We start from the raw sequence: 26,168 nt of genomic DNA on the forward strand, positions 1-26,168 counted from the left end.
TCCCCCCATGTTTAACTCAGGGTGTTATTTAAAATAAATAACAACACCACGAACAATAATAAAAACAAATAATACGTGCGGGAAACATCATGAAAAACATATCAGATATCAGACTGAATCGCAGAACCTTGTTAAAAGGACTGGGAGTTATTGGCTTGGCCAGCATCTCACCCTGCATATTTTCCATGGCCCTGGATAATGGCAAACCCTTACCCCGAGTGCGGCTTAAACTAACCGACTATCAAACCTTTAAGTCAACCTGTGCGATGGAATGTCTGCACTGTAATTTGACGGCTTACGTCTATCAGGGTGAACTCAAGAAAATAGAGGCCAGCAAAGGCTTTAACGTCAAGTGCTGCTTGCGCGGTATTAGCCGGACCAAATGGGTATCTCACCCACTGCGGGTTAAAACGCCTTTGCTTCGGGTCGGGGAAAAGGGCGAAGGGAAATTCAACCCCATATCCTGGGATGAAGCGTTGGATCTGATTGAGCTAAATATCCGTAACACCATTGCCAGCCACGGGAATAAAGGCCTGTTGATTTCAACCAGCTCCGGCAATATGGATTCGATTAAAAACGATATGGCCAAGGCCTTTTTTGATTACCTCGGTGGGGCCACCCAACGTGCAGGCTCTTTGTGTTGCTCTGCGGTCACCGCCGCCATGATACCGATGCTTGGCCTGCGCTATGCGGATATGCGCGACACCATTAGCGATAGCCGCTATATCCTGTGCTGGGGCAATAACCCGGCGGTGACCATGCAGGCCTATTTTAAAGAATATATTAAGGCGCAGAATCGGGGGGCACGTCTGATAGTGATCGATCCTCGATTTAACGAAACTGCAGCCAAAGCCGATGAATGGATCCCGATTGTGCCTGGCACGGACACCGCGTTGGCGCTGGGGATGATTAAAATCATTATCGATGAGCGGCGCTATGATGCCGACTTTCTGCGTCAACATACCGGGGCGGTTTATCTGGTCGATACCCAGCAAAAACAACTTAGGGAAAACCCACAGGATCAAGAAAGCTATCTGGTCTACGACATCCTGAGCCGGCGCCTGGTGCGTCACGATACGCCCGCCATTGTTGCTGCACTGACACAGGCAGAACTGCCTGCTGATGCCACTTTTACCACGGTGTTTGAATTGATCCGCCAGCAAGCAGCCCCCTGGAGTCCTGAAAAAGTAACGGCGGAGACCGATGTTCCGCAGGCCACGCTGCTGCGTTTGGCGCGGGAATATGCCAGCAATAAGCCTTCAATGATCGTACAGAATATGTCCGGCGCTCAGCGCACCGAGTTTGGCACCTATGTGGCCGCCAGCCAGTTCTATCTGGCGCTGCTGACCGGCAATATGGGCAAAGCCGGTGGCGGTGTCTGTGATGCCGGCGGCGCAAGACAGATGATGAAGTTCAATCCGCCAGTGCCAGCGGCACCCAAGGTAGAAAAAATCCCGCCGATACCGGTGTCCAAAACCGGTGAATGGATCGTCAACGATCGCCCTCACCCAATTAACTTCTGGTGGATTATGACTCTGGGGGCCCTGACCCAGCTACCCAATACCAATATGGTCAAGAAGGCATTGAAGAAAGTGCCCTTTGTGGTGGTGGCCGATAACCTGATGAGCTCCACCGCCTTGTATGCAGACCTGGTGCTGCCGGTGACCACCATCTTTGAAGATCTCAGCCTGATGGCCAGCGTTCGCAGCCATTACGTGCAACTGATGGAAAAAGCGGTAGAACCGGTGGGCGAAGCAAAAGCGGATTACTGGATTTTTGCCCGGCTGGCCGAACGTTTCGGCTTTGGCGAAGTGTTTAATCAACCGATTGAACACTATATCGAAAACTGCCTGGCCGGTACCGGCATCACGATTGAACAACTGCGCCAGGGGCCAGTCAAGCCGGTTCCAGTGCCGTGGATCCCGTTCAAAGATGGCATCTTCCGCACGCCGACTAAAAAAGCCCACCTGTTTATTGAAGCCTGGCAGAAGAAGGACTTCCCGCCGATTGTCACCTATATGCAGGTTAAAGAATCGCCCAAAGGCTCTCCCGAACTGGCGAGAAAATATCCGTTAATGGCCGTGCAGCGCAAGCTGGCCCGCAGTATTCATTCCAGCCACGGCATGAATGAATGGATCCTCGAGGTGCAGCGCAATCAGCCCAATATCATGATCCACCCGGATGATGCCGCCAGCCGCAATATCCAGAACGGCGCATGGGCCATTGCTTTCAATCACCGTGGCGAACACCGGGCATTGGCAGTGGTGACCCGCCAAATCAAACGCGGCGTGGTGTGTCTGGATAACGGTTGGTGGGAACAGCAAGGGGGCAGCAGCAGCCATGTGACTAACGATCATGTGGAGGTTCTGGGCACCGGCCATTGTTGTAACAGCACCCTGGTTGACGTTAGAGCGGAGGCATAATCATGGTCAGACAATATGGTTTCTTGGTTGATATGTGTGGCTGTTACGGCTGTAAAACCTGCTCAATGGCCTGCAAATCCGAAAATGCCACTCCGGCGGGCGTGCTGTGGCGCCGGGTCAGGGAATTTAGCTTTGACGATCCTAACGCGATGGCGTTTATCTCGATGTCCTGCAATCACTGTGACGATCCGCAGTGTATGGAAGTCTGCCCCGCCGATACCTACAGTAAACGCCCGGACGGCATCGTGGTGCAGGATCACGACAAATGCATTGGTTGCCGGATGTGCATTATGGCTTGTCCCTACAATGCGCCGGTATTCGACCCGGTCGAAGGGAAAACCAGCAAGTGCAACCTGTGTGCCGAACGGCTGGATGAGGGGTTGCAACCCCGTTGTGTCGAGTCCTGCCCGGCCGGAGTGCTGCAGTTTGGTGATATAGACGTGCTGCGCGTGCAGTACTCCGCTGACTTAACGCGCATCGAAACCCGTTACTCACTGCCGAACCATCAAATCAGCCATCCCAATATCGTGATTATTCCCGCCGGTGATAAGGAATAGATGCCATGTCTGAATATGAACTTCCCCTGGTCTTTTTTACCGTATTTTGTCAGTGGGCGGTGGGCACGATTGTGGCCATCACAATACTAATCCTCGCCCAGCCGATATGGCTGACGGAAGAAAAACGCTTTAATGCCCTGCGCAACATGGCGGTGGTTATTCTAACCGTCAATATTCTCGGTTCGATGCTGTCGCTATTGCATCTGGGCTCGCCAACCGGTGCCTACCGCGCCATTTTGGGTATCGGTCATTCCTGGTTAAGCCGGGAAGTCGTCGCTTTCTTCTTGCTCAATGCGGTGGTGTTTAGCTGGGCGGCCATCCTGTTTCGCTTTAACCGTAACCATGCCTTGATCCGCGGCGTTAGCCTGCTGGCTTCCGTGGCCGGGCTGGCCGCCATTCTGGTTTCGGCGCAGGTTTATTACCAGATGAGCAGCCACCCGCTGTGGCACTCGCCCATCACCCATCTCAGCTTTATTACCACGGCGCTGCTGTTGGGTTTTGCTACTTTGGGTCTGAGGATCAGTGTCTTCAATGCCACGCTGGATGAGCATCAACGACAGCTTCCCACCCAACTGCCGGGCGGTATTTTGCTGGCGGTGGCACTGATGTTGGCGGTGATCCTGGGGTACAGCGCAGGCTTTAGTGAACAGGGTAAAATGTTGGTCAGTGCCATCGCCATCTTTGGCTCAGGCCTGATGGTCTGGCTGATTTTTGCCGGGTTGATTATCGCGACCGGGCTGGCGACCTATCTTTATCGCCGACCGGTGTTGTCAGCAGGAACCGCCAGCGTGCTGATGCTGGCCCTGCTTTGCGCCTCGGTGAGTGGCCGGATGCTATTTTACTCTGGCGTGATGGGCCAGTATCCTTGGTTTTGAGATGATCGGTCGGCCCCATTTCCAGCGCAGTAAAAAGGCCGCCGAAGCGGCGGCCTTCAATTAGCGGGCAGGTTTTAACTGTAGGCGTTGAGCGTACGCTGGCACAGGGCGGAGCGGACGCAGTCTTGTTTGTCAAAGCGGATGATGCCGATCATTTCATCCTCCTCGAAGCGTTCCATCGCATCGCTGAGGCCGGACTTCACGCCGCGTGGCAAGTCGCATTGGGTGACGTCACCATTAACGATTACCGTTACGTTCTCACCCAAACGGGTCAGGAACATCTTCATCTGGCTGGCGGTTACGTTCTGGGCTTCATCCAGGATAACGACCGCATTTTCGAAGGTACGCCCGCGCATGTAGGCGAAAGGCGCGATCTCTACCTTGCCGATTTCCGGACGCAGGCAGTATTGCATAAAGGACGATCCTAAACGGCGCACCAGAATGTCATACACCGGACGGAAATAAGGGGCGAACTTCTCAGAAATATCCCCGGGTAAGAAACCGAGGTCTTCATCCGCCTGCAGAACCGGACGAGTAACGATAATCCGATCCACTTCTTTATGTATAAGGGCTTCTGCCGCTTTCGCAGCGCTGATGAAAGTTTTGCCGCAGCCGGCTTCACCGGTGGCAAAAATCAACTGCTTCTTATCTATGGCGATTAAGTAATGACCCTGAGCTTCGGTTCGTGCCTCTATGGGAGAGCTATCGCGCTTGTCACGTGCCATGCCGATAGACTCAACACCACCCATTTGTACCAGCGAGGTTACGGATTCTTCTTCAAGCTGGCGATGACTACGAGCGTCACGACGAATAACGCGTTTCGCTTCACGACGTGCTTTGATCACTGCTTTTTGTCTCATAGTGGCACCTTACAGTTTGTTTCACCTACCGCAACGGCCTGGCCGCGCGATTATGTTTCACACACAGATTAGGTTTCGGCTTCCTTTCGAGCCAACAATAGCCAATTGAAAAAGTGAATATACGGCAGGCGTGACGGCACACCGATGTTTCACGGGATAACGCGATTGCGTAATTAAAACCAGATTAAAAAGTGACAAGAATTTGTGATGACGAGAGTGCGGAGTAGCCAGGAAAAGAGAGTCGGAGCGAATGCCCTCGTTACAACGAGAAATCAGGGAAGGTCTGTTATTTTTTCTTTCTAGCCCAACCAAGGACTTTACCATTAGCGATCCCCGCAGTGTTATTTACAGCTTCGAGCTGTGCACCTTGTGAAAACTACCGCCAGATGATTACAGTATAATGACATTCAACCCTGCCGCGTTACTAAAATGTAAAAAATTTTAATCTTTTTTGTTTTCACGCGGCGCAAGAACACTATATCACGCCGATTACGTCATTCAATAAAATTTTTAACATGCATAATATCAAATAGTTACCATTAAATGGCGTCGATGACATTTTGGTTTCCCGATTAAATTTCATCCAACTCAGAACCTGTCAATCCGTCGAAATTTATAAATAAAAAAGGCGGGAAAGCTCCCGCCCTGATGCTGAATGATTACGCCGACAGGCAAGTCCTGAAGTTACTCGAAGGTATAAGAGACGCTCAATCCGCCGCCCCAGTTTCTGCCCGGTGCCGGTTCGTAGTAACGGCCATTACCTTCATTAACGATCACCGACCCTACATATTGTCGGTCAAACAGATTATCTACCCGGCCGAAAACGTTAAGCATCCAATTACCCAGCGGATAGCGGTAGCCAGTATTCAAACCAACGGTGGTATAAGCCGGGGCCTGCTCCGTGTTGGCATCGTTAACTTCAATATCACTCATATAGCGCACCTCTGCGCCGGCATACCAACCTTCCGGCGGTGACCAGGCAAGCGAGGCATAGCCCATATTGCGCGCAATGCCCGGCATGCGGTTGCCACTGGGCACCATGTTGGTCGCCGAACACTGGCTGTCGCCGCACACATCATCGCGATAGCGTGCATCCAGCAGCGTCCAGGCCAGCTGTACCCGCCAGTCATAAGCGAATTGCTGATCCAGCGCCAGCTCCAGACCACGCCTGCGGGTCTGCCCGGCGTTTTTGTAGCTGGTGCGGCCGTTGCTGCTTTCATCCACCACGATTTCGTTGCGGGTGTCAGTCTGGAAAACGGCGGCGGTCAGCAGGCCATTGCCAATGCGGGTTTTGCTGCCCAACTCCACCGTGTCGCTGGTCGAGGGATTCAGCCCGAAGTTCAGCCCGGCCTGATCGCCTGAACGGTAAGACAGTTCGTTAATGGTCGGCGTCTCAAAACCGCGACCGGCGGAAAGATACAGGTTCCAGCCGCTCATCACCGCATAGTTGAGGGAACCGGCAGGCAGCCACTGATGGTAACTGGCGCTGCCGCTGTCATCGCCATTGGCACCGGTAACGTAGTGATCGTTAGAGTCGAAATTAACGGTGCTGTAACGCATACCAACATCCAGCGTCAGCTGTTGCGTCAACTGCCATGAGGTTTGCAGATAAGGATCCACATTCCACATCAGGTTGCGTTCGTTACGGCGCAGCGCCCCCTCGGTGCCCAACTCGGTGACGCCGTTGACCTGGGTAAAGTTTTCATACCCTTTACGCTGTTCGGTCATGGTTTCATAATCCAGCCCGCCGGTCAGGGTATATGGCACGCCCAGCTCGCCACGGTGCGTCCAGCGGGTATCAATCCCCTGATAATGGCGCGTCAGATCAATCACCCCGCCCGGATGCTGCGCACTGCGCTGCTGTACCGCGACCGGGATCGACTGGTACTGAGTGGTTTCACGCTCACCGGCATACATCATGATGCTGAGATCGTCATCAACGCCCATCTCACGCTGGTAGTGCAACCCGGCCTGAGTTTGTGAAGTGGTTTTGCGCGTATTGTACTGATCGGCTCGCGGCGCCTGGCGCGGATTATCGTGCCATTCGGCATTCGTCAGGCCGCCCGGATCGTTGGCGTTGATATCAACACTGTTGAACAGCAGCGTGAGCGTACTGACATCGTCGATGCGAACACCGAGCTTGGCATTACCAAGATTTTTCCGCGCGCCACTGTGGTCACGGAACCCCTGAGTGGTGAAACGGGTACCGGAAATGGTGTAGTTGACATCACCGGCGTGGGTACCGTCACCGGTCGCCCCGGTGGCCTTGACGCCATAACGCCAGGTGCCGTAGCTGCCGAAGTACGAACCGGCCTCAATGCGGGGCGGCTGTTGGCCGGTTTCGGTTTCCACATTCACCATGCCGCCGGAGGCGTTACCGTAGAGCGCGGAAAACGGGCCACGTAACACTTCCACCTTCTCGACCGAGTTAAGGTCAATATTCGAGGTCTGCCCCTGCCCATCCGGCATGGTGGCCGGAATGCCATCGACATAGATACGCACGCCGCGCACGCCATACATTGAGCGCGCGCCGAAACCACGCACCGAGAGCTGCAAATCCTGCGCATAGTTCTGGCGGTTCTGAATTTGCAGACCCGGCACGCTGCCCAGGCTTTCCGACAGGTTGATCTGCGGCCTCGCCTCACGGATTTGATCGCCCGTGACCACGCTGACGGCAGCCGGGGTTGAGAGTTCAGAAAGACCGCTGCGTTTGGCCGTGACCACCATGGTCTGTTCGCTATCCTTGTCCTGCGCAAAGCTGGCAGAAACAGGCAGTAGGGCTGGAATAACCAGCGCTGAAACTGCCAACCGGTTTTTATGAGTGCTTTTCATCAGGAAAATGCCGTTAAAGGGATCGAAGGGTATGAACCATTTGGAACGTTATGGCCAGCATGTTAATGCTTTTAACAAAAAATGAAAATAGTTAGCCTAATTAAAGCCCGGTCCCCCAATTGCGCAAGGTCACTATTGATTTTAATTAACGGCGGTTCGTCGTGAATGGCTGCAAAATTCAGGCGGGGATCCCCCGCCTTGTAAGAGGTGAGTTACGCTTTCAACAGGCCGCTGCCCAGGTAATCATTGGCGTCTTTTACCCCCGGCAGCGCAAAGAAATAGCCGCCGCCGATCGGTTTGACATACTCTTCCAGCGCTTCGCCGTTCAGGCGTTTTTGCACCGTCAGGAAGCCTTTTTCCAGATCGGCCTGATAACAAACAAACAGCAACCCCATCTCCAACTGGCCGGAATTGGACACGCCAATTGAATAGCTGTAACCACGACGCAGCAGTAAGTTGCTCTGGGTTTGCGGCGTGCGCGGGTTGGCCAGGCGAATATGCGCGTCCATCGGGATCATTTTCCCCTCGGGATCTTGCGCGTAGTCCGGCTCGTCGTGCTCATGTTTCATGCCAAGTGGCGCACCACTGTGCTTGTCGCGGCCAAAGATGGTTTGCTGTTCCTGCAACGGCGTGCGATCCCAGAATTCCACATGGAAACGGATAATACGCGCGGCCTGATAGCTGCCACCCACCGCCCATGCCGGTTCCCCGGCGTTGTCTGCTGTCCACACCACCTGATCCATCAAGGGTTTGTCGCTGGTTTTCGGGTTGGCAGTGCCATCCTTAAAGCCCAGCAGGTTGATCGGCGTTTCCTTGCCTTTGCTACGTGCGGCGTGGGCAGAAATAAACCCTTCCCGCTTCCAGCGCACGCTGAGCAGATCCGGCGAATGCTTGATAATGTCGCGCAGCGCGTGGATTACCGTTTCATTGGTATTGGCGCAAATCTGCAGCACCAAATCCCCGTGGCACAGGCTGGCGTCCAGCGAGTCGTTCGGGAAGCGCGTCATTTTCTGCAGCCGCAGCGGTTTTTGCGCCTGCAGACCGAAACGTTCGTCAAATAACGAGGTACCGACCGACACGGTGATCGTCAGGTTATCCGGATAAATCTCCGGCCCCATGATGCCCGAATCGAGCGGGGGCAACTTGGGATCCACCTCCGGTGCCCTGCCGCCGGTAGTCAGGAAGGCAATACGGGTGGTCAGCAACCGGAACAAACGCTCTAAATCCTGCTTGTTACTCGCCAGCACGTCGAACGCTACCAGCATCATCGCGGCCTGCTGCGGCGTGAGGATCCCGGCCTGATGCACGCCATAGAACGGTTGCTTCTGCCAACGTTCGTCCTGCGGTACCGCCAGCGGATCGGCGGTTTTATCCGCCGCCTGGGTCAGACGGCTGCCGCCCAGCGCCAGCACGCCCAGCCCCAACCCCTGCAACAAACGACGGCGCGACGGTGACGCCGCGCCCTGTGGATGCGGCCCGTTTTCCGGGCCGATCTTGTTACTCATTATGCTTGCCTCAATCCAGACCCAGAACGCCACGCAGTTGTGAAAGGTCTTCCGCCAGAGTGGTGATTGGCCCTTTCATGGCATTGCGATCGGCATCAGTTAACTTCTCATAAGACTCATAGCCGTCTTTAGTTTTGTACTTCGCCAAAATGGTATCAACGGTTTTAAAGTTGGCGTCGATCTTGCCCAGCAGCGGTTTGTTGGCCTTGACCAGCAACGGACGCAGCAGGTTAACGATTTTCTGCGCGCCGTCGACGTTAGCCTGGAAGTCCCACAGGTCGGTACGGCTGTAACGGTCTTCTTCACCGCTGATTTTGCTCGCCGCGACTTCTTCGATCAGACCGGCCGCCCCGCCGACAACTTTGCTCGGCGGGAAGGTCAGATCGGTGACGCGTTTTTGCAGCTCGACGGTGTCGTTGTACAGTTGGTCAGCGTATTTGCTCATGTCTTTGGTGGTGTTATCGGCAAACAGCGCTTTTTCCAGGCGGTGGAAACCGGTGAACTTCGGATCTTCCGCTTTCTTCTCGTAATCGTCTTCACGGGCGTCGATGCTGCCGTCCAGGTCGGAGAACAGTTCGGCGATCGGTTCAATGCGCTCGTAGTGCTGGCGCGTCGGTGCATAGAGTTTACGCGCCTCGGCCACGTTGCCGGCTTTCACCGCATCGGTGAACAGCTTGGTCTGTTTAACCAGGCCTTCCACTTCTTTGGTCACATAAACCTTGTATTCGGCAATCGGCCCGACCAAATCCATCGCATTCGGTTTGCCGTCGGTGGTGGCACCTGCGGCAGCGGTCACGGTCAGCTTGCCCTTCGGATTGCTGAGCAGTCCGCAGGTCATGTCGTATTCACCCGCCTCCAGGTTGGCGGTCATCTTCTGGGTGAAGCCCGGCGCGATATTCTCACGCTCTTCCACCACCATCACCCCTTTGAGGATTTCCCATTCGACGTTTTTCTGGCTGGTGTTGTGCACCACAAACTGGGTTTTACCGGCCGCTACCGTCAACTGCATCGGCTCACACTGTTTGTCGTTAACGGTAATTTTCACCTGCGGCACGTCCGCCGCCTGAGCGTTGATGCTTAGCGCGAACGCCGGCAGAGCCAGTAATGCTGCGTGCAACGCCTTGCGGCGGAATAATGGAGTAGACATACAGATTCCCTATTTAAATTAATGATTGATTTTACGTTGCGCCGAAACCGCTGCCGGTTCCGCACGCTGCGGCAGGAAAAAGAAAATCAGCGTTGGGATCAGATACAGGAAATAGACCGCCACTTCGCTTACCGTTGGCGCTTCCTGATAGCCGAAGATGCCTTCGAGCAGGGTGCCAAACAGCGAATGGGTCGACAGATGGTTACTGAAGTCGAACGCGATATCCTGGAAATGGTTCCACAACCCGGCCTCGTGGAAGGCGCGGATCGCCCCGGCAGCCAGACCGGCGGCCACAAACAGGATAAACAGGCTGGTCCACTTGAAGAACTTGGCCAGGTGCAACTTTACCCCGCCCCAGTAGATCATCATGCCCAGCACGATGGCCGCCACCAGGCCGAGTACCGCTCCGATAGGCGCCGCAATGCCAACGTCTTGCTGGAAGGCTGCCAGCAGGAAAAACACCGATTCCAGACCTTCGCGGGCCACGGCAAAAAACACCATCGCCACCAGCGCCCAGCCCTGGCCTTTACCGGAGCTGAGTGCGTTATCGATAGCGCCTTCCAGATGCACCTTGACCGACTTGGATACTTTGCGCATCCAGAACACCATATAGGTGAGGATCAGCACCGCCACCACCGCAACAATGCCTTCAAACAGCTCTTGTTGCTTCTGCGGGAATTCGCCGGTGGTTTCATTGATGAAAATGCCGAGCGCCAGGCACAGGGCAGCGGCAACAATCACCCCTATCCATACCACGCCTAACCATTGACCGCGCTGCGTGCGTTTCAGGTAACTGGCAATCAGGCTGACGATCAACGCCGCCTCCAGCCCCTCACGGAACATGATAAGGAAGGGAACAAACATAATTAATAACCCCTAAAAAGGCATCTGCTGCGAAGCGCCCGCACGCCAGAAATAGCGGCAACGCCAATGTAAAGAAAAGTAAAACACAACGATAGTGATTATCATTCTGGCTGGAAGAAATACAAGAGCCGCAAGGGTGATTTTTTCTAATCAAATGTCGCCAGGTGTTTCAGGCAAGTGACAGAAAACCGCGGCGTGATAAATGACAAAGGGCGCATTAAGCGCCCTCAGACTGATGACAAACCTCATTCCTGCCCAGAGCGAGTAGAGGTCGATAAATAAAAATCAGGAAAATCAATTTATTGATTTTCGGCTGATCACCACAAAGCAGGAAAAACCACGTTTTTTCCTGCTTTGTCAGCAACCTAAGGGCGCATTAAGCGCCCTTTGAGATGATTAACTCGAGAGGATTAAACGGTTTTGAACTCGGCTTCTGCCTGATCAAAACGTTCGGTGATGGTTGCCGAAGGCTGACGCCCCATCAGGCTCACCACCACGATGGCGATACAAGCGAACAGGAAGCCCGGGATAATTTCATACAGATCCAACCAGGCAAACTGTTTCCAGACGATCACCGTTGCCGCGCCCACCAACATACCGGCCAAAGCGCCATTACGCGTCATGCGTGACCACATTACCGAGATCAACACCACCGGACCAAAGGCTGCACCGAAGCCGGCCCAGGCGTAGCTCACCAGACCCAGTACGCGGTTTTCCGGGTTTGCCGCCAGCGCAATGGCAATCAGCGCCACCAGCAACACCATGAAGCGCCCGACCCACACCAGCTCACGCTGGCTGGCACCCTTACGCAGGAAGGCCTTGTACAGGTCTTCGGTAATCGCACTTGAACACACCAACAGTTGGCAGCTCAGGGTGCTCATTACCGCCGCCAAAATCGCCGACAGCAGAATGCCCGCTACCCACGGGTTGAACAGAAGCATCGCCAATTCGATAAACACGCGTTCACCGTTCTGTGACACATTGCCCGCCTGATCCGGGTTATTGGCGAAATAGGCAATCCCGAAGAAACCGACCGCAATGGTACCGGCCAGACACAGGATCATCCAGGTCATGCTGATGCGGCGTGCGCTGCGAATGGTGCGGTGAGAGTCTGCCGCCATAAAGCGCGCCAGAATGTGTGGCTGACCGAAGTAACCCAGGCCCCAACCCAGCAGCGAGAGGATCGCCACAAAGTTCAGACCTTTCAGCATATCGAGATTGGCCGGATTCTTGGCCTCAATCACCATCATTGAGGTATCAATGCCGCCAACCGCGAAGATAACAATCACCGGCGTCAGGATCAGCGCGAAAATCATCAGGCTGGCCTGCACGGTATCGGTCCAGCTCACCGCCAGGAATCCGCCGATAAAGGTATAAAGGATAGTGGCAGCAGCACCGGCCCATAGCGCGGTTTCGTAGCTCATCCCGAAGGTGCTCTCGAACAGGCGCGCACCGGCCACAATGCCGGAAGCACAGTAGATAGTGAAGAACACCAGGATAACAATGGCGGAAATCACCCGCAGCAGCTTACTGTTGTCTTCGAAACGGCTGGTGAAGTAATCCGGCAGCGTCAGGGCATTATTGTTGGCTTCGGTATGCACGCGCAGCCGCCCCGCCACCAGCTTCCAGTTGAAATAAGCACCGATCGTCAGGCCAATGGCAATCCAGCTTTCGGAGATGCCGGACAGGAAGATGGCGCCCGGCAGGCCCATCAACAGCCAGCCGCTCATGTCTGATGCGCCGGCAGAAAGCGCGGTCACTACGCTACCCAGGCTACGACCGCCCAGAATGTAGTCGTCAAAGTTATTGGTTGCCCGATAGGCAAGTAAGCCGATTAACACCATCCCGAAGATATACACCAGGAAGGTCACCAGCATCGGTGTGCTCATTGTCATGAAATTCTCCACTCTCATTATTATTTCGCGCTGTATTGCGATAGTTACTGCTTGCCAATCCGCCGGAACGTGGCGAAATTGCGGGCCCCCGCAGGTGAAAATAGTTTCCGCCCGCAATTGTCTGACTGCCGGCTATCCTAGATGACCCATTCATTATCCAACAAGATATTTAACAACAAAGTTACACAAAGTTTACCCTGCGTCACATTTAACCGCTCTCAGGGTTACACCCGACGACACCAAACGGAGTTGCACCTAATAAAAATCTGATGTTAGCCCTGATATCACTGGGGATATCCCACTCAAAACCTCCCTCGCCACCCTGTCGTGCCAAAGGCCACGCAAGAACCATGCCGATTATTGATGTTAAAAAATCGATGGAACTCACACTTCGTTCATCCGCCTGATTTAACACGGTTGCACAAAGTTGCAACATGCTGGATATTGTCTGCATTCATCACAGCACACAACGCACGAACCTATCCCAGCAGCCTATCTGGCCCGCCGTTTGTATATAGGTTCTTAAACACAGGAGTTGGATTGGCATGGGCACTACCACCATGGGCGTAAAGCTCGACGAGGCAACTCGCGATCGCATCAAAAGCGCAGCACAGCGTATCGATCGCACGCCGCACTGGCTGATCAAGCAGGCCATTTTTAATTATCTCGAGCGTCTCGAGAACGGTTCCGACATTCCTGAAATCCCTGCCACTGCCGCTGCCGGCCAGGCCGAAGCGGACGACATTATGCCGCAACTGCAGGAAGAGTCCCACCAGCCATTCCTTGAATTTGCTGAACAAATTCTGCCGCAGTCGGTCAACCGCGCGGCGATCACCGCAGCCTATCGCCGTCCTGAGACCGAAGCGGTGCCGATGTTGCTCGAACAGGCGCGCTTACCTGCCGATCTCGCCAAAGCCACCCATAAGATGGCTTACGATATTGCCGAGAAACTGCGTAACCAAAAGAGTGCAAACGGCCGCGCCGGTATGGTGCAGGGCCTGCTGCAGGAGTTCTCCCTTTCCTCACAGGAAGGCGTGGCACTGATGTGCCTGGCGGAAGCCCTGCTGCGTATTCCTGACAAACCAACCCGTGACGCGCTGATCCGCGACAAAATCAGCAACGGCAACTGGCATTCTCACCTTGGCCGTAGCCCGTCGCTGTTCGTTAACGCCGCCACCTGGGGCCTGCTGTTTACCGGCAAACTGGTCGCGACCCATAACGAAGCCAATCTGTCGCGCTCACTGAACCGTATTATCGGCAAGAGCGGTGAACCGCTGATCCGTAAAGGCGTGGACATGGCGATGCGCCTGATGGGCGAACAGTTCGTGACTGGTGAAACCATCGCCGAAGCGCTGGCCAACGCCCGCAAGCTGGAAGACAAAGGCTTCCGCTACTCCTACGACATGCTGGGTGAAGCCGCGCTGACCGAAGCCGACGCGCAGGCCTACCTGGTGTCTTACCAGCAGGCGATCCACGCCATCGGCAAGGCCTCTAACGGCCGCGGGATCTATGAAGGCCCGGGCATTTCGATCAAGCTTTCCGCCTTGCATCCGCGCTACAGCCGTGCGCAGTACGAACGCGTAATGGAAGAGCTTTACCCTCGCCTGCTGTCATTGACCCTGCAAGCGCGCCAATATGATATCGGCATCAATATCGACGCCGAAGAAGCCGACCGCCTGGAGATTTCACTCGATCTGCTGGAGAAGCTGTGCTTTGAACCACAGTTGGCCGGCTGGAACGGCATTGGCTTCGTGATCCAGGCTTATCAAAAGCGCTGCCCGTTCGCCATCGACGCCGTGATCGACATGGCGCAGCGCAGCCGTCGTCGCCTGATGATCCGTCTGGTGAAAGGTGCCTACTGGGACAGCGAAATCAAACGCGCCCAAATGGACGGGTTGGAAGGCTATCCGGTTTACACCCGCAAGGTTTACACCGACGTTTCCTACCTGGCCTGCGCCCGCAAACTGCTGGCGGTGCCAAACCTGATTTATCCGCAATTTGCTACCCATAACGCCCACACCCTGAGCGCGATTTACCACATGGCGGGCAACAACTACTACCCAGGTCAGTATGAGTTCCAGTGCCTGCACGGCATGGGCGAACCTTTGTATGAGCAGGTGGTGGGTAAAGTGGCCGACGGCAAGTTAAACCGTCCGTGTCGCATCTATGCTCCGGTCGGCACCCATGAAACGCTGCTGGCGTACCTGGTGCGCCGCCTGCTGGAAAACGGGGCCAACACCTCATTCGTTAACCGTATCGCCGACGCTACTCTGCCGCTCGACGAACTGGTGGCCGATCCGGTCACCGCCGTTGAAGCCATGGCGGCCAGCGAAGGGCAAATTGGCCTGCCGCACCCGCGTATCCCGCTGCCGCGTGAGCTGTATGGCGAGAAACGTACCAACTCCAGCGGTCTGGATCTGTCCAACGAACAGCGTCTGGCGTCACTGTCCAGCGCATTGCTGACCAGCGCCACACAGCCATGGCGCGCCGAACCGATTATTGATGCCGAGCTGGATCAGGGCGTGGAACAACCGGTAATTAACCCTGCCGAACCGGGCGATATCGTCGGTTACGTGCGTGAAGCCACCGAAGGGGAAGTCAGCCGGGCGCTCGACGCCGCTGCCGCTGCCGGCCCAATCTGGTTCGCCACCCCGCCGTCCGAACGCGCCGCCATTCTTGAACGCGCCGCTGAACTGATGGAAGGCCAACTGCAAAGCCTGCTGGGTATTCTGGTACGCGAAGCGGGTAAAACCTTCAACAACGCCATTGCCGAAGTGCGTGAAGCAGTCGATTTCCTGCATTACTACGCCGGTCAGGTACGCGATGACTTCGCCAATGACAGCCACCGTCCACTGGGCCCGGTAGTTTGTATCAGCCCATGGAACTTCCCGCTGGCAATCTTTACCGGCCAGATTGCCGCTGCGCTGGCGGCCGGCAACAGCGTGCTGGCCAAACCGGCCGAGCAAACCCCGCTGATCGCCGCACAGGCGGTACGTATTCTGCTGGAAGCCGGCATTCCACCAGGCGTGCTGCAGCTGCTGCCAGGCCAGGGTGAAAGCGTCGGCTCGGTGCTAGTCAATGATGCCCGCGTGCGTGGCGTGATGTTTACCGGCTCTACCGACGTTGCCGGTATTCTGCAACGCAATATCGCCGGTCGTCTGGATCCGCAAGGTCGCCCAACGCCGCTGATCGCCGAAACCGGTGGTCTGAACGCGATGATCGTCGACTCTTCCGCCCTGACCGAACAGGTGGTGACGGACGTGGTCGCCTCCGCCTTCGACAGTGCCGGCCAGCGTTGTTCTGCCCTGCGTATCCTGTGCATTCAGGAAGACGTGGCGGACCATACGTTGCAAATGCTGCGCGGTGCGATGGCCGAGTGCCGCATGGGTAACCCGGAACGCCTGTCTACCGACATCGGGCCGGTGATCGACGCCGAGGCCAAAACCGGTATCGAACGCCATATCCAGGCGATGCGCGCCAAGGGCCGTAAGGTCTATCAGGCGGCGAAAGGCAATGCGCAGGATGAGAAAGAGTGGTCACGCGGCACCTTTATCAAGCCAACGCTGATCGAACTGGACAGCTTCGACGAGCTGCAAAAAGAGATCTTCGGCCCAGTACTGCACGTGGTTCGCTTCCAGCGCTCGAATATGGAATCGCTGGTCGATCAGATCAACGCCGCCGGTTATGGCCTGACGCTGGGTATTCATACCCGTATCGACGAAACCATTGCCCGCGTCACCGAACGCGCCAAGGTCGGTAACCTGTACGTTAACCGTAACATGGTCGGTGCCGTGGTCGGCGTGCAGCCGTTTGGTGGCGAAGGCCTGTCCGGCACCGGTCCGAAAGCCGGTGGCCCGTTGTATCTGTACCGCTTGCTGGCCAACCGTCCGGATGACGCGGTGCTGCGTACCCTGAACCGTCAGGACGACGAGCGCCCGCTGGAAGCTACCGCACGGCCACAACTGCTCAAAGCCCATCAGGCTCTGGAGCAATGGGCCGTTGCCGAAAAACAATCTGAGTTGGTGACGCTGGCACAACGCTACGCCGAACTGGGCCAGGGCGGCACTCTGCGCCCTCTGCCAGGCCCGACCGGCGAGCGCAATACCTACGCCCTGCTGCCGCGTGAGCGGGTACTGTGCCTGGCCGATAACGAAGCCGATGCTCTGACGCAACTGGCTGCGGTACTGGCCGTGGGCAGCAGCGTGCTGTGGCCGGAAGCCGAGCTGCAACGCGCCCTGTATCGCCGCCTGCCGGCCGCGGTTCAGGCCAGCATCAGTTTCAGCAAGGACTGGCAACAGGACAAGGTGGAGTTTGACGCCGCCATTTACCACGGCGACGCCGATCAGTTGCGTACCCTGTGCGAGCAAATTGCCCAGCGCAGTGGCGCGATCGTTTCGGTGCAGGGCTTTGCCCACGGCGAGACCAATATCCTGTTGGAACGCCTGCTGATCGAACGCTCGCTGAGTGTCAACACCGCAGCCGCCGGCGGTAACGCCAGCCTGATGACCATTGGTTAATCCGTAGCGCTGGATTACTGCCTTTTATCATCCAGCCTGCGTACCTTCCCGCAAACCCTGCACTCGTGCAGGGTTTTTTATTGTCTGCACAAAAGCGGCACGTTAGCGTATTAATCTCGTTGCCATCGAGTGTGTATGGTGTGTACAATAAATGGACGGTAGGCGTGTGAAAAGTTCAGAACTGATCGGGCTATTAGAACAGGAAGGTTGGGTTTTAGAGCGGATAAAGGGAAGCCACCATCAGTTTAAACACCCAGGATCCCGCCTGGTGATCACCGTTCCACACCCGCGTAAGGATCTTAAACCGGGAACGCTGCGCCAAATCATGAAAGATGCCGGACTGCGCTAACCCCCGGCACCATGAATTAACAGGAGAAATTATGTTCTACCCTGCTTATGTACATTCAGAACACGACGGCAGCGCCAGCGGTTTCTTTCCCGATGTGCCGGGCTGCTATTTTGCAGGCGATACCCTCGATAGAGCCTTTGAAGACGCCAAAAGCGCGCTGGACGCACATTTCGAACTTCTGAGCGAAGACAACCAGTCCATCCCACGCCCACAGGCAGTTTCCTTCCATCTGGCGCAGGAGAGCGACACGCTGAATGGCGGACAGTGGCTGCTGGTCGACATCAATATGGATAAGTTTGACGGTCGGGCTGAACGTATCAATATTACCCTGCCGCACCGCCTGCTGAACCGTATCGATTCAATGGTACAGCAGCATCCGGGCTATGGTAGCCGCAGCGCCTTTTTGGCCGCAGCCGCCCGTAATGAATTATTGAACGCTGGCTAATCGAGAGTCAGGGGGCAAAATGCCCCCCTTCTTACTGATTCAAAAACTTGTCGAGGAATTGTTGGGTGCGCTGGTGTTGCGGATTAGCGAACAGCTCTTTCGCCGGGCCCTGCTCAACGATGCGGCCGTGATCCATAAAGATGGCGCGGTCAGCCACATCACGGGCAAAGCTCATCTCATGGGTCACAATCACCATGGTGCGCTTTTCTTCCGCCAGCGAACGGATGGTATTGAGCACCTCGCCCACCAGTTCCGGATCCAGCGCAGAAGTGGGTTCATCAAACAGGATCACTTCCGGTTGCATCGCCAACGCCCGGGCAATCGCCACCCGTTGCTGTTGGCCACCGGAAAGACGACGTGGATAGGCGGACTCTTTACCATTCAAACCCACTTTAGCCAACAATGCCCGTGCCCGCTGTTCGGCGCTGGCTTTTGACTCGCCTTTAACGATAACCGGGCCTTCAATAATATTCTCCAGCACCGAACGGTGTGGAAACAGGTTGAAACTCTGGAACACGAACCCGACTTGCTGGCGTAACGCCCGCACCAAATTTTTCTGTTTGCTCAGCGATTTGGAACTGTCAATCTGAATATCGCCGACGCGAATGGTACCGGAATCCGGTACTTCCAACAGGTTGATGCAGCGCAGCAAGGTGGTTTTACCCGAGCCGCTGGGCCCGATAATCGCCACCACTTCGCCCGCACTGACCTCCAGATCAATCCCATGCAGCACCGTTTGACCTTTGAACTGCTTGATCAGCTGTTTTACTTCGATGGCACTCATGGGTTACTCCTGATCCTGGCGGTTGACGTGGGCTTCCAGACGATTTTGCAGCGCAGAAAGCAGAGTCGCCATCACCCAGTAAATCAGCGAGGCCGCCAGATACATGGTGAACACTTCCAGCGTGCGTGAGGTAATCAACTGCGCCTGACGGAACAGCTCCGGTACCTGAATGGTCGCCGCCAGCGAGGTGTCTTTCACCAGGCCGATAAAGCTGTTACCCAACGGAGGCAATGCGGTACGCGCCGCCTGCGGCAAGATCACCCGGCGCAGCGTCTGCCAGCGGGTCATACCTATGCTGGCCGCGGCTTCCCACTGCCCTTTTTCGATCGACGAAATCGCCGCACGCAGGGTTTCTGAGGTATAAGCCGCGGTATTGAGCGACAGACCAATCAGCGCCGCCGGGAAGGGATCAAACTCGATGCCGAACTGCGGCAGACCATAGTAAATCATGAACAGCTGGGCAATCAGCGGCGTGCCACGGAACAGCGACACGTAGAAACGCGACAGCCAGGACAGCGGCCATAACGGCGAAAGGCGCATCAGCGCCAGCAGAAAACCGAGCATTAAACCGAGCGCCATGCCCCCCAGACTGAGCTGGAGAGTGAGTATCGCGCCCTTCAATAAAAATGGCGCTGAATCCAGCGCCAGTTGAATACTTTCGTGCATTATTTAGTTACGTCCGCGCCAAACCATTTGTCAGAGATCTTCGCCAGCGTGCCGTCTTTTTGCATGTCGGCAATCGCCTGGTTAATCGCGGCCAGCAGTTCCGGGTTGTTTTTACGTACCGCAACGCCAGACTCCTGACGAGAGAACGCCGGGCCGGCTACCGCCAGCGTATCGCCGGTTTTCTTCACCAGATCCAGTGCCGCCAGACGGTCAACCAGAATGGCATTGATACGGCCTACGCGCAGATCCTGGTATTTGGTCGGGTCATCATCATAGGTGCGCACGTCCACGCCCTGCACATTGTCACGCAGCCACTGTTCGTAGTTGGTGCCCAGGCCGACGCCGACCTTCTTGCCCTTCAGATCTTCCGGCTTGGTGATGGTGCCTTCATTGCCCTTCTTCACCAGCGCCTGAATACCGGAGACGGTATAAGGCGTGGAGAAATCATATTTCTTCTGACGCTCTGGCGAAATGGTCACCTGGTTGATTACCACATCGATACGCTTTGAATCCAGCGAGGCCAGCATGCCGTCCCACTTGGTCGGGTTCAGCTTGGCTTTTACGCCAAGATGCTGCGCCAACGCATTGGCGAAATCTACTTCAAAGCCGGTCAGTTTGCCGTCTTCCCCCTGGAAGCTGAACGGCGGGTAAGTGCCTTCCAGCCCGACGACCAGAGTCCCGTGATGCTTCACCTGCTCCAGCAGGTTATCGGCGGCATAGGTTTGCGCACTCAAACCGGCGGTCAGCGCAACGCTCATTACTCCCAGCAGCAATTGACGACGAACTTTAGAAAACATCATAAACACCCCATCTGTTGTTTATCTTTTTTGATATCAGCACTTTAACAGCCACAACATTTGAACGCAGGAATATAACATTATAAATATAGTTCAAAATGGAATAACCAAGTGCGTTCACACCTGTGGATGGTAGGCAAATAACGCCGGAGCACCGCCGGTGTGGATGAACAGAATCGGGCCGTCATCACGGAAACGCTGCTGGGCTACGCCGTCAATCAGCCCAGCCATTGCCTTGCCGCTATACACCGGATCCAGTAACACTCCTTCCTGCTGCGCCAACAACTGGATGGCCGCCAGCCCTTCTTCATTGGGCATGCCGTACTGCGGTGCGAAATAATCATCCCACAGGGTGATGGGTGCCAGTTGGTCGATAGCCAAACTGTTGGCCAGCGCTTTTTGGATCAGTTCCACCTTGGGCAATTGGTCGATAACTTTGCGTGAAACGGTCACACCGACAAGCTCAGTCTCCGGCAGCAATTGCTGCAGACCGACCGCCAGCCCGGCATGGGTACCGGCACTGCCAGACGCCACCACTACCGAGCTGAAAGCGACGTTGCTGCGTTGACTCTGCTCGGCAATTTCCAGCGCACACTGTACGTAACCCAATGCACCCAGCGCATTGGAGCCACCTACCGGTACCACATAAGGTCGGAAGCCTTGTGCTTCGAGGCGTGTAGCCAGATCGGCCAACTGCTGCTGCGGATCGTGCAGCGCTTCGCACATTTCCACCTGCGCGTTGAACAGCCCGAGCAGCAGGCGGTTGCCGTTGGTCAGATAATTTTCTTCCTGGGTGTCGATCGGATTTTCCAGCAACGCCACGCAGTGCAGGCCCAACTTGGCCGCCACCGCCGCCGTTTGGCGCACATGGTTGGATTGGATGGCACCGGCGGTGACCAGCGTATCGGCTCCCTGCCGCAGCGCATCGGCGGCCAAAAACTCAAGCTTTCTCAGTTTGTTACCGCCCATCGCCATCGGCGTGACGTCGTCACGTTTGATGTAAATTTCACGGCCAAGGTAGTCTGAGAGGCGAGACAGTTTTTCGAGCGGTGTGGCAGAACCGACTAAATCGAGACGCGGGAACTGCGCCAATTTTTGTTGCAGATTCACAACTTCCCCCAGGGAATAAGGTATCAATAGCTAAAGGATAGATTTAGCAGATGTGAACCTAATAATCACTCTTTATTCGTAATAGGAGAGCGGTGGAAACCCCGGCTGGCCTGCCGGGGAGGCAAGATCAGTAGCTTTTCTGCCAGGCGAGATATTGGTCGTATTTACGCAGGGCAATGCGGTAATTGTTGTGTGCCGCAGAAGGCAAGTCTTCAATGATGCGTTGATGACTGGCGTTGCTGGCAAACTTGTCTGCCGGGTAGTTGCGCTCCACCAGCATTTCGTCCAGCCGACGCAGGCGCACCACGTACTCGCGAATGGTGCTGTGGCTCATTTCGGTCTGCTCAAACAGATACTGCTTGAAGGCCATAATGTCGAAATAGCTCGGATGGCTGTTGCAGGAAATTTCACTGCAGAACCGGCACAGTGCGGTCAGCTCATTTTGCACGTTCAGCCAGACGTGATCGTCAATCGGCTGATCCATACGCGCGATGGCGTCTTTATTGATGATTTTGCCACGAAACACCAACGCCATGCGATCCAACAACTTGCCGCACTGGGAGCAATGAGTCTGGCTGTGTTTGTAATCTTTTAAATAACGGCTCAGCGGCCGTTTTTTCAACATTATTCCTGGCATTAGGCAGTCCGGTTTTCGCAATGGTGGCAAGGTTGAAGGTTCAGAGTTGAATGCATGTCAGTTCTCGCTTGCCAAACGGGCGCGCAGGCGCTTGATCGCCTGACTGTGCAGCTGGCTGACACGCGATTCCCCCACGTCCAGCACGGCACCGATCTCCTTCAGGTTCAACTCTTCCTGGTAATACAGCGTCAGCACCATTTTCTCGCGTTCCGGCAACGCCTCGATGGCGTCGATCACCCGTTGGCGCAGATTGCCCTCCAGCAGATGATGTAACGGATTGGCCTCTTCGTGCCCTTCCAGCAGCGGTTCCGCACTTTCGCCATGCTCTTCCCGCCATTCGTCGTAGGAGAAAAGCTGGCTGTTATTGGTGTCCAACAGAATTTGACGGTACTCATCCAGTGACAGATTCAGCGTCTGCGCAACTTCCACTTCGCTGGCCGGGCGGCCCAGTTGCTGTTCCAATTGCCGCATAACCTGCGCCACTTCACGCGCATGGCGACGTACACTGCGCGGCACCCAGTCGCGGCTGCGCAGCTCATCAAGCATGGCGCCACGGATACGTTGCACCGCGTAGGTAGTAAAGGCCGTGCCCTGCATAGCGTCATAACGCTCAACGGCGTTCAACAGGCCGATTCCTCCGGCCTGCAACAGATCGTCGAGCTCCACGCTGGCGGGCAGCCTGACCTGCAGGCGCAACGCCTCGTGGCGCACTAACGGAACGTAGCGTAGCCAGAGAGAATTTTTGTCCATCACGCCTTCGGCGGTATACAAATCGCTCACTATGTCTAAAACCTGCGGATAAGAGAGTCAGCGCTATTATCCGTAGGGGGCAAAATGCCAATCGGCTGAACAGTCGTACAAAACAGGCCTTATTTGCGCCATGCACTATCCCGGCGGCAAGCGACCATAAAAAAACCCCGCCGAGGCGGGGTTCTTTTGCGACAGGTTAATCGGGGAGAGTCGATTAACGCAGCAGGGACAACACGTTCTGAGTAGACTGGTTAGCCTGTGCCAGAACAGAGGTGCCAGCCTGTTGCAGGATGTTGGCACGGCTCATGTTGGACACTTCGGTCGCGTAGTCAGCATCCTGAATACGAGACTGGGAAGCAGACAGGTTGTTCACAGTGCTGTTCAGGTTGTTGATAACAGAATCGAAACGGTTCTGTACCGCACCCAGGGAAGAACGCAGACCGTCAACCTGAGACAGTGCCTTGTCCAGGGTAGCCAGTGGGTCAGCAGTTTTAGGCGTGGTGCTCATTTCAGCGCCTTTGGTTACTTTACCTGCACTGTCTGCGGTGGCTTTGAAGTATTTGGCATCAGCGCCAGTGCCTTCCTGAATCAGGTAAGATTTGCCGCCGTCATAGGATTTCAGACCAGCAGTGTCGCCCGTTGCAGTGACTTCTTCCTTAACGGTAGTAGTAGCAGCCGTATCGGTCAGACCAGTGGTTTCTGCTGCTGCGATCGCGGTGATGTCACCAGAGGTTTTGTCGATGGTAGCCTTGTAGTTCTTACCATCGGTACCTACAGCGTAAACGTCGCCGGTAGCATTGTCTTTAAGGAAACTGGCTGGTGCAGCACCGTTAGCTTGTTTGTTGGTGGTGTTGGTGATGGTGAGATCTTTACCTGTAGCAATAGTCGTTGCGTCGCCGCCAATTTTAGCCACATCAACACCGTCTGCCACGCTGAACTTGTCCAGACCCAGAGTTTTGGAGTTGATGTTTTTCAGATCAATCTGGATGGTTTCGTTGTCGTTGGCACCCACCTGGATGGTCAGTTTCTGGTCGCCGCTCAACACTTTCACGCCGTTGAAATCGGTTTGTTCAGAGATACGGTTGATCTCGGACATGCGTTCGCTGATTTCGTCCTGGATGGACTGCAGGTCGCTGGAAGAGTTGGAACCGTTCTGAGACTGTACGGTCAGACGACGGATGTTTTGCAGGTTGTCGTTAACTTCGTTCAGTGCGCCTTCAGTGGTCTGTGCCAGAGAGATACCGTCGTTGGCGTTACGAGAAGCCTGAGTCAGGCCCTTGATGTTAGCGGTGAAGCGGTTAGAGATTGCCTGACCCGCGGCGTCATCCTTGGCGCTGTTGATACGCAGACCAGAAGACAGACGCTCGATCGCAGTACCCAAAGAAGACTGTGATTTGTTCAGGTTGTTCTGCGCCATCAGCGACAGGCTGTTGGTGTTAATTACTTGTGCCATTGTATGCTTTCCTTACGAGTCAGTTGCGATCTTCGCAACAGGGTTTAAATGGTTCGGGCTGCTTTGCCCACGGCGTCAACCACCGTCCCATCAGGTATCGGCCCTCCCCCTGCAACCTTTAGAAATTTTTTGTTTTTTTTTCTCTTCGCAGCAATGGCAGAAATAACGTGGTTTTTCCTTCTTCTATTGCGCCATCGGTTTTTAAACTTTTCGGTAAACTTTTTCTCCACTGGGCCGATAACGCGTAAAGCGAATAAAGTCATAATCAAGGAGAATTACCAATGGCATCGATCAGCTCATTAGGCATCGGCTCAGGACTCGACCTCAACGGCTTGCTGGACAAGCTAACCAAAGCGGAACAGCAGCGACTGACGCCTTATACCACCCAGCAAACCAGCTATAACGCCCAACTGACGGCGTACGGCACCTTGAAAGGTTCGCTGGAAAAGTTTGATAACTTGAGTAAAGAACTGGCGAAACCGGCGTTTTTCAACAACACCACCGCCAGCAAGCACGACCAGTTCTCCATCACTACCACCGACAAGGCAGTGGCGGGCAATTACAGCGTCGAGGTACTGAAACTGGCACAGCCGCAAACGCTGACCACCCAAACCCCGATTGCCAATCAGACGGAAAAACTGGGCACCCCCGGCAGCAGCGATCGTTCCATTACCCTCACCGCTGGGGACCCGCAGAAAGAAGTGAAGATCCCGCTGACCGACGACCAAACCTCACTGGTGGAAATGCGCGATGCGATTAACAACGCCAAAGCCGGCGTCAACGCCAGCATCATGCGGGTGGGCGACAACGACTATCAACTGGCAATCAGTTCCACCACTACCGGTGAAAAAAATACCGTCTCGGTCCAGGTCAATAATGACGATAAATTGGGTGCTATCCTCAATTACGACAACAAGACCAAAAGCGGTTCAATGAAGCAAACCGTGGCCGGCCAGGATGCAGAGATCAAGGTCAACGGCACGCCAATTAAACGCAGCACCAACTCGATTGCCGATGCGTTGCAGGGCGTAACCATCGATCTGAAAACCACCACCAAGAAAGATGAACCGCAGAACCTGGTGATCAGCACCGATAAAGCCGGCACCGCCACCAAGATTAAAGATTGGGTCGATAACTATAACTCGCTGCTGGATACCTTTAATTCGCTGAGCAAATATACCCCGGTCAAAACCGGCGAAGCGCAGAATGCCAAAAATGGCGCACTGCTGGGCGATAACACCCTGCGTGGCATTCAGTCGTCGATTAAAAGCGCACTCAGCGGCGCGCAAGACAACCCCGAGCTGAAGGGCCTCGGCAATCTGGGAATTACGACCAACACCAAAACCGGCAAGCTCGAGATCGACAGCACCAAGCTGAACAAAGCCATTGATGAGAAGCCGGACCAAGTCACCAACTTCTTCGCCGGCAACGGCAAAGACACCGGCATGGCGACCGAGATCCATAACGAGATCCAGAACTACATCAAGGCCGGCGGCATCATCGAGAACTCGACCAAAAGCATCAATACCAACCTCGACCGCCTGAACAGCCAGATCACCACCGTGACCGCCAGTATTCAAAACACCATAGATCGCTATAAACAACAATTCGTTCAACTGGATACCATGATGTCCAAGTTGGGCAGTACAGGTAATTATTTAACCCAACAGTTCAAATAAGAACTTTTTAACCAGGTAAGAAA

General features: G+C 55.1%; 20 protein-coding genes. 7 read left to right on the forward strand and 13 right to left on the reverse strand.

Features of this window, described 5'->3' with window-relative positions; genetic code table 11:
* Positions 1 to 89: 89 nt before the first annotated feature.
* From ACNT1W_RS16915 to ACNT1W_RS16925, 3 genes are read left to right on the forward strand one after another with little or no spacing between them, the layout of a single operon-like run.
* Complete coding sequence (locus tag ACNT1W_RS16915; RefSeq protein ID WP_419245890.1) at positions 90 to 2,423, forward strand: molybdopterin-containing oxidoreductase family protein; 2,334 nt, start codon at positions 90 to 92, stop codon at positions 2,421 to 2,423.
* A gap of 2 nt (positions 2,424 to 2,425) precedes the next feature.
* Complete coding sequence (locus tag ACNT1W_RS16920) at positions 2,426 to 2,980, forward strand: 4Fe-4S dicluster domain-containing protein (RefSeq protein WP_419245891.1); 555 nt, start codon at positions 2,426 to 2,428, stop codon at positions 2,978 to 2,980.
* Positions 2,981 to 2,985: 5 nt separating this feature from the next.
* The gene (locus tag ACNT1W_RS16925; RefSeq protein ID WP_419245892.1) at positions 2,986 to 3,855 is read left to right on the forward strand and encodes a dimethyl sulfoxide reductase anchor subunit family protein; all 870 of its coding nucleotides are present in this window, start codon (positions 2,986 to 2,988) and stop codon (positions 3,853 to 3,855) included.
* A 74-nt stretch (positions 3,856 to 3,929) separates the two neighbouring features.
* Here ACNT1W_RS16925 and phoH read toward each other — a convergent pair whose 3' ends face one another.
* The 6 genes from phoH to putP form a co-directional block, all read right to left on the reverse strand.
* Positions 3,930 to 4,715 (reverse strand): phosphate starvation-inducible protein PhoH, encoded by a 786-nt coding sequence (gene phoH / locus ACNT1W_RS16930; protein ID WP_004945903.1) that lies wholly within the window; start codon positions 4,713 to 4,715, stop codon positions 3,930 to 3,932.
* Between the two features lie 684 nt (positions 4,716 to 5,399).
* Complete coding sequence (gene pqqU / locus ACNT1W_RS16935) at positions 5,400 to 7,547, reverse strand: TonB-dependent receptor PqqU (protein ID WP_012145648.1); 2,148 nt, start codon at positions 7,545 to 7,547, stop codon at positions 5,400 to 5,402.
* Positions 7,548 to 7,759: 212 nt separating this feature from the next.
* A complete protein-coding gene (efeB, locus tag ACNT1W_RS16940; protein ID WP_261408796.1) occupies positions 7,760 to 9,052 on the reverse strand; it encodes an iron uptake transporter deferrochelatase/peroxidase subunit in 1,293 nt (430 codons plus the stop codon).
* 10 nt (positions 9,053 to 9,062) lie between these two features.
* Positions 9,063 to 10,199, reverse strand: coding sequence for an iron uptake system protein EfeO (efeO, locus tag ACNT1W_RS16945; protein WP_419245893.1), 1,137 nt, complete (start codon positions 10,197 to 10,199; stop codon positions 9,063 to 9,065).
* Positions 10,200 to 10,217: 18 nt separating this feature from the next.
* A complete protein-coding gene (gene efeU / locus ACNT1W_RS16950; protein ID WP_012145651.1) occupies positions 10,218 to 11,063 on the reverse strand; it encodes an iron uptake transporter permease EfeU in 846 nt (281 codons plus the stop codon).
* A 410-nt stretch (positions 11,064 to 11,473) separates the two neighbouring features.
* On the reverse strand, positions 11,474 to 12,958 hold the full coding sequence (putP, locus tag ACNT1W_RS16955; protein ID WP_012145652.1) for a sodium/proline symporter PutP: 1,485 nt from the start codon (positions 12,956 to 12,958) through the stop codon (positions 11,474 to 11,476).
* 545 nt (positions 12,959 to 13,503) lie between these two features.
* On the opposite strand from putP, the gene putA reads away from it, so the two are divergent.
* The 3 genes from putA (at position 13,504) to ACNT1W_RS16970 (ending at position 18,269) form a co-directional block, all read left to right on the forward strand.
* Positions 13,504 to 17,475: a trifunctional transcriptional regulator/proline dehydrogenase/L-glutamate gamma-semialdehyde dehydrogenase gene (putA, locus tag ACNT1W_RS16960; RefSeq protein ID WP_419245894.1), complete on the forward strand. Its 3,972-nt coding sequence runs from the start codon at positions 13,504 to 13,506 to the stop codon at positions 17,473 to 17,475.
* 166 nt (positions 17,476 to 17,641) lie between these two features.
* Positions 17,642 to 17,824: a type II toxin-antitoxin system HicA family toxin gene (locus ACNT1W_RS16965; protein WP_012145654.1), complete on the forward strand. Its 183-nt coding sequence runs from the start codon at positions 17,642 to 17,644 to the stop codon at positions 17,822 to 17,824.
* 31 nt (positions 17,825 to 17,855) lie between these two features.
* The gene (locus ACNT1W_RS16970) at positions 17,856 to 18,269 is read left to right on the forward strand and encodes a type II toxin-antitoxin system HicB family antitoxin (protein ID WP_012145655.1); all 414 of its coding nucleotides are present in this window, start codon (positions 17,856 to 17,858) and stop codon (positions 18,267 to 18,269) included.
* A gap of 31 nt (positions 18,270 to 18,300) precedes the next feature.
* Here ACNT1W_RS16970 and tcyN read toward each other — a convergent pair whose 3' ends face one another.
* From tcyN to ACNT1W_RS17005, 7 genes are all read right to left on the reverse strand, one after another.
* A complete protein-coding gene (gene tcyN / locus ACNT1W_RS16975; RefSeq protein ID WP_012145656.1) occupies positions 18,301 to 19,053 on the reverse strand; it encodes an L-cystine ABC transporter ATP-binding protein TcyN in 753 nt (250 codons plus the stop codon).
* 3 nt (positions 19,054 to 19,056) lie between these two features.
* Positions 19,057 to 19,719: a cystine ABC transporter permease gene (gene tcyL / locus ACNT1W_RS16980; RefSeq protein WP_012145657.1), complete on the reverse strand. Its 663-nt coding sequence runs from the start codon at positions 19,717 to 19,719 to the stop codon at positions 19,057 to 19,059.
* Positions 19,719 to 20,519: a cystine ABC transporter substrate-binding protein gene (gene tcyJ / locus ACNT1W_RS16985; protein WP_135344173.1), complete on the reverse strand. Its 801-nt coding sequence runs from the start codon at positions 20,517 to 20,519 to the stop codon at positions 19,719 to 19,721. The genes tcyL and tcyJ overlap by 1 nt, the downstream gene beginning before the upstream one ends.
* A gap of 114 nt (positions 20,520 to 20,633) precedes the next feature.
* On the reverse strand, positions 20,634 to 21,626 hold the full coding sequence (locus tag ACNT1W_RS16990) for a D-cysteine desulfhydrase (RefSeq protein ID WP_261413595.1): 993 nt from the start codon (positions 21,624 to 21,626) through the stop codon (positions 20,634 to 20,636).
* A 127-nt stretch (positions 21,627 to 21,753) separates the two neighbouring features.
* Positions 21,754 to 22,263 carry a flagella biosynthesis regulatory protein FliZ gene (fliZ, locus tag ACNT1W_RS16995; protein WP_012145660.1) on the reverse strand — a complete coding sequence of 170 codons (510 nt, stop codon included), beginning with the start codon at positions 22,261 to 22,263 and terminating at the stop codon, positions 21,754 to 21,756.
* 57 nt (positions 22,264 to 22,320) lie between these two features.
* Positions 22,321 to 23,043 (reverse strand): RNA polymerase sigma factor FliA, encoded by a 723-nt coding sequence (locus ACNT1W_RS17000; protein ID WP_012145661.1) that lies wholly within the window; start codon positions 23,041 to 23,043, stop codon positions 22,321 to 22,323.
* A gap of 184 nt (positions 23,044 to 23,227) precedes the next feature.
* A complete protein-coding gene (locus ACNT1W_RS17005; protein WP_012145662.1) occupies positions 23,228 to 24,466 on the reverse strand; it encodes a FliC/FljB family flagellin in 1,239 nt (412 codons plus the stop codon).
* 281 nt (positions 24,467 to 24,747) lie between these two features.
* Between ACNT1W_RS17005 and fliD the strand changes: the two genes are divergently transcribed.
* Positions 24,748 to 26,145: a flagellar filament capping protein FliD gene (gene fliD, locus ACNT1W_RS17010; RefSeq protein ID WP_012145663.1), complete on the forward strand. Its 1,398-nt coding sequence runs from the start codon at positions 24,748 to 24,750 to the stop codon at positions 26,143 to 26,145.
* Positions 26,146 to 26,168 lie beyond the last annotated feature (23 nt).

Origin of the sequence: Serratia sp. NFX21, assembly GCF_048517035.1 — a bacterium.
GTDB lineage: Bacteria > Pseudomonadota > Gammaproteobacteria > Enterobacterales > Enterobacteriaceae > Serratia > Serratia quinivorans.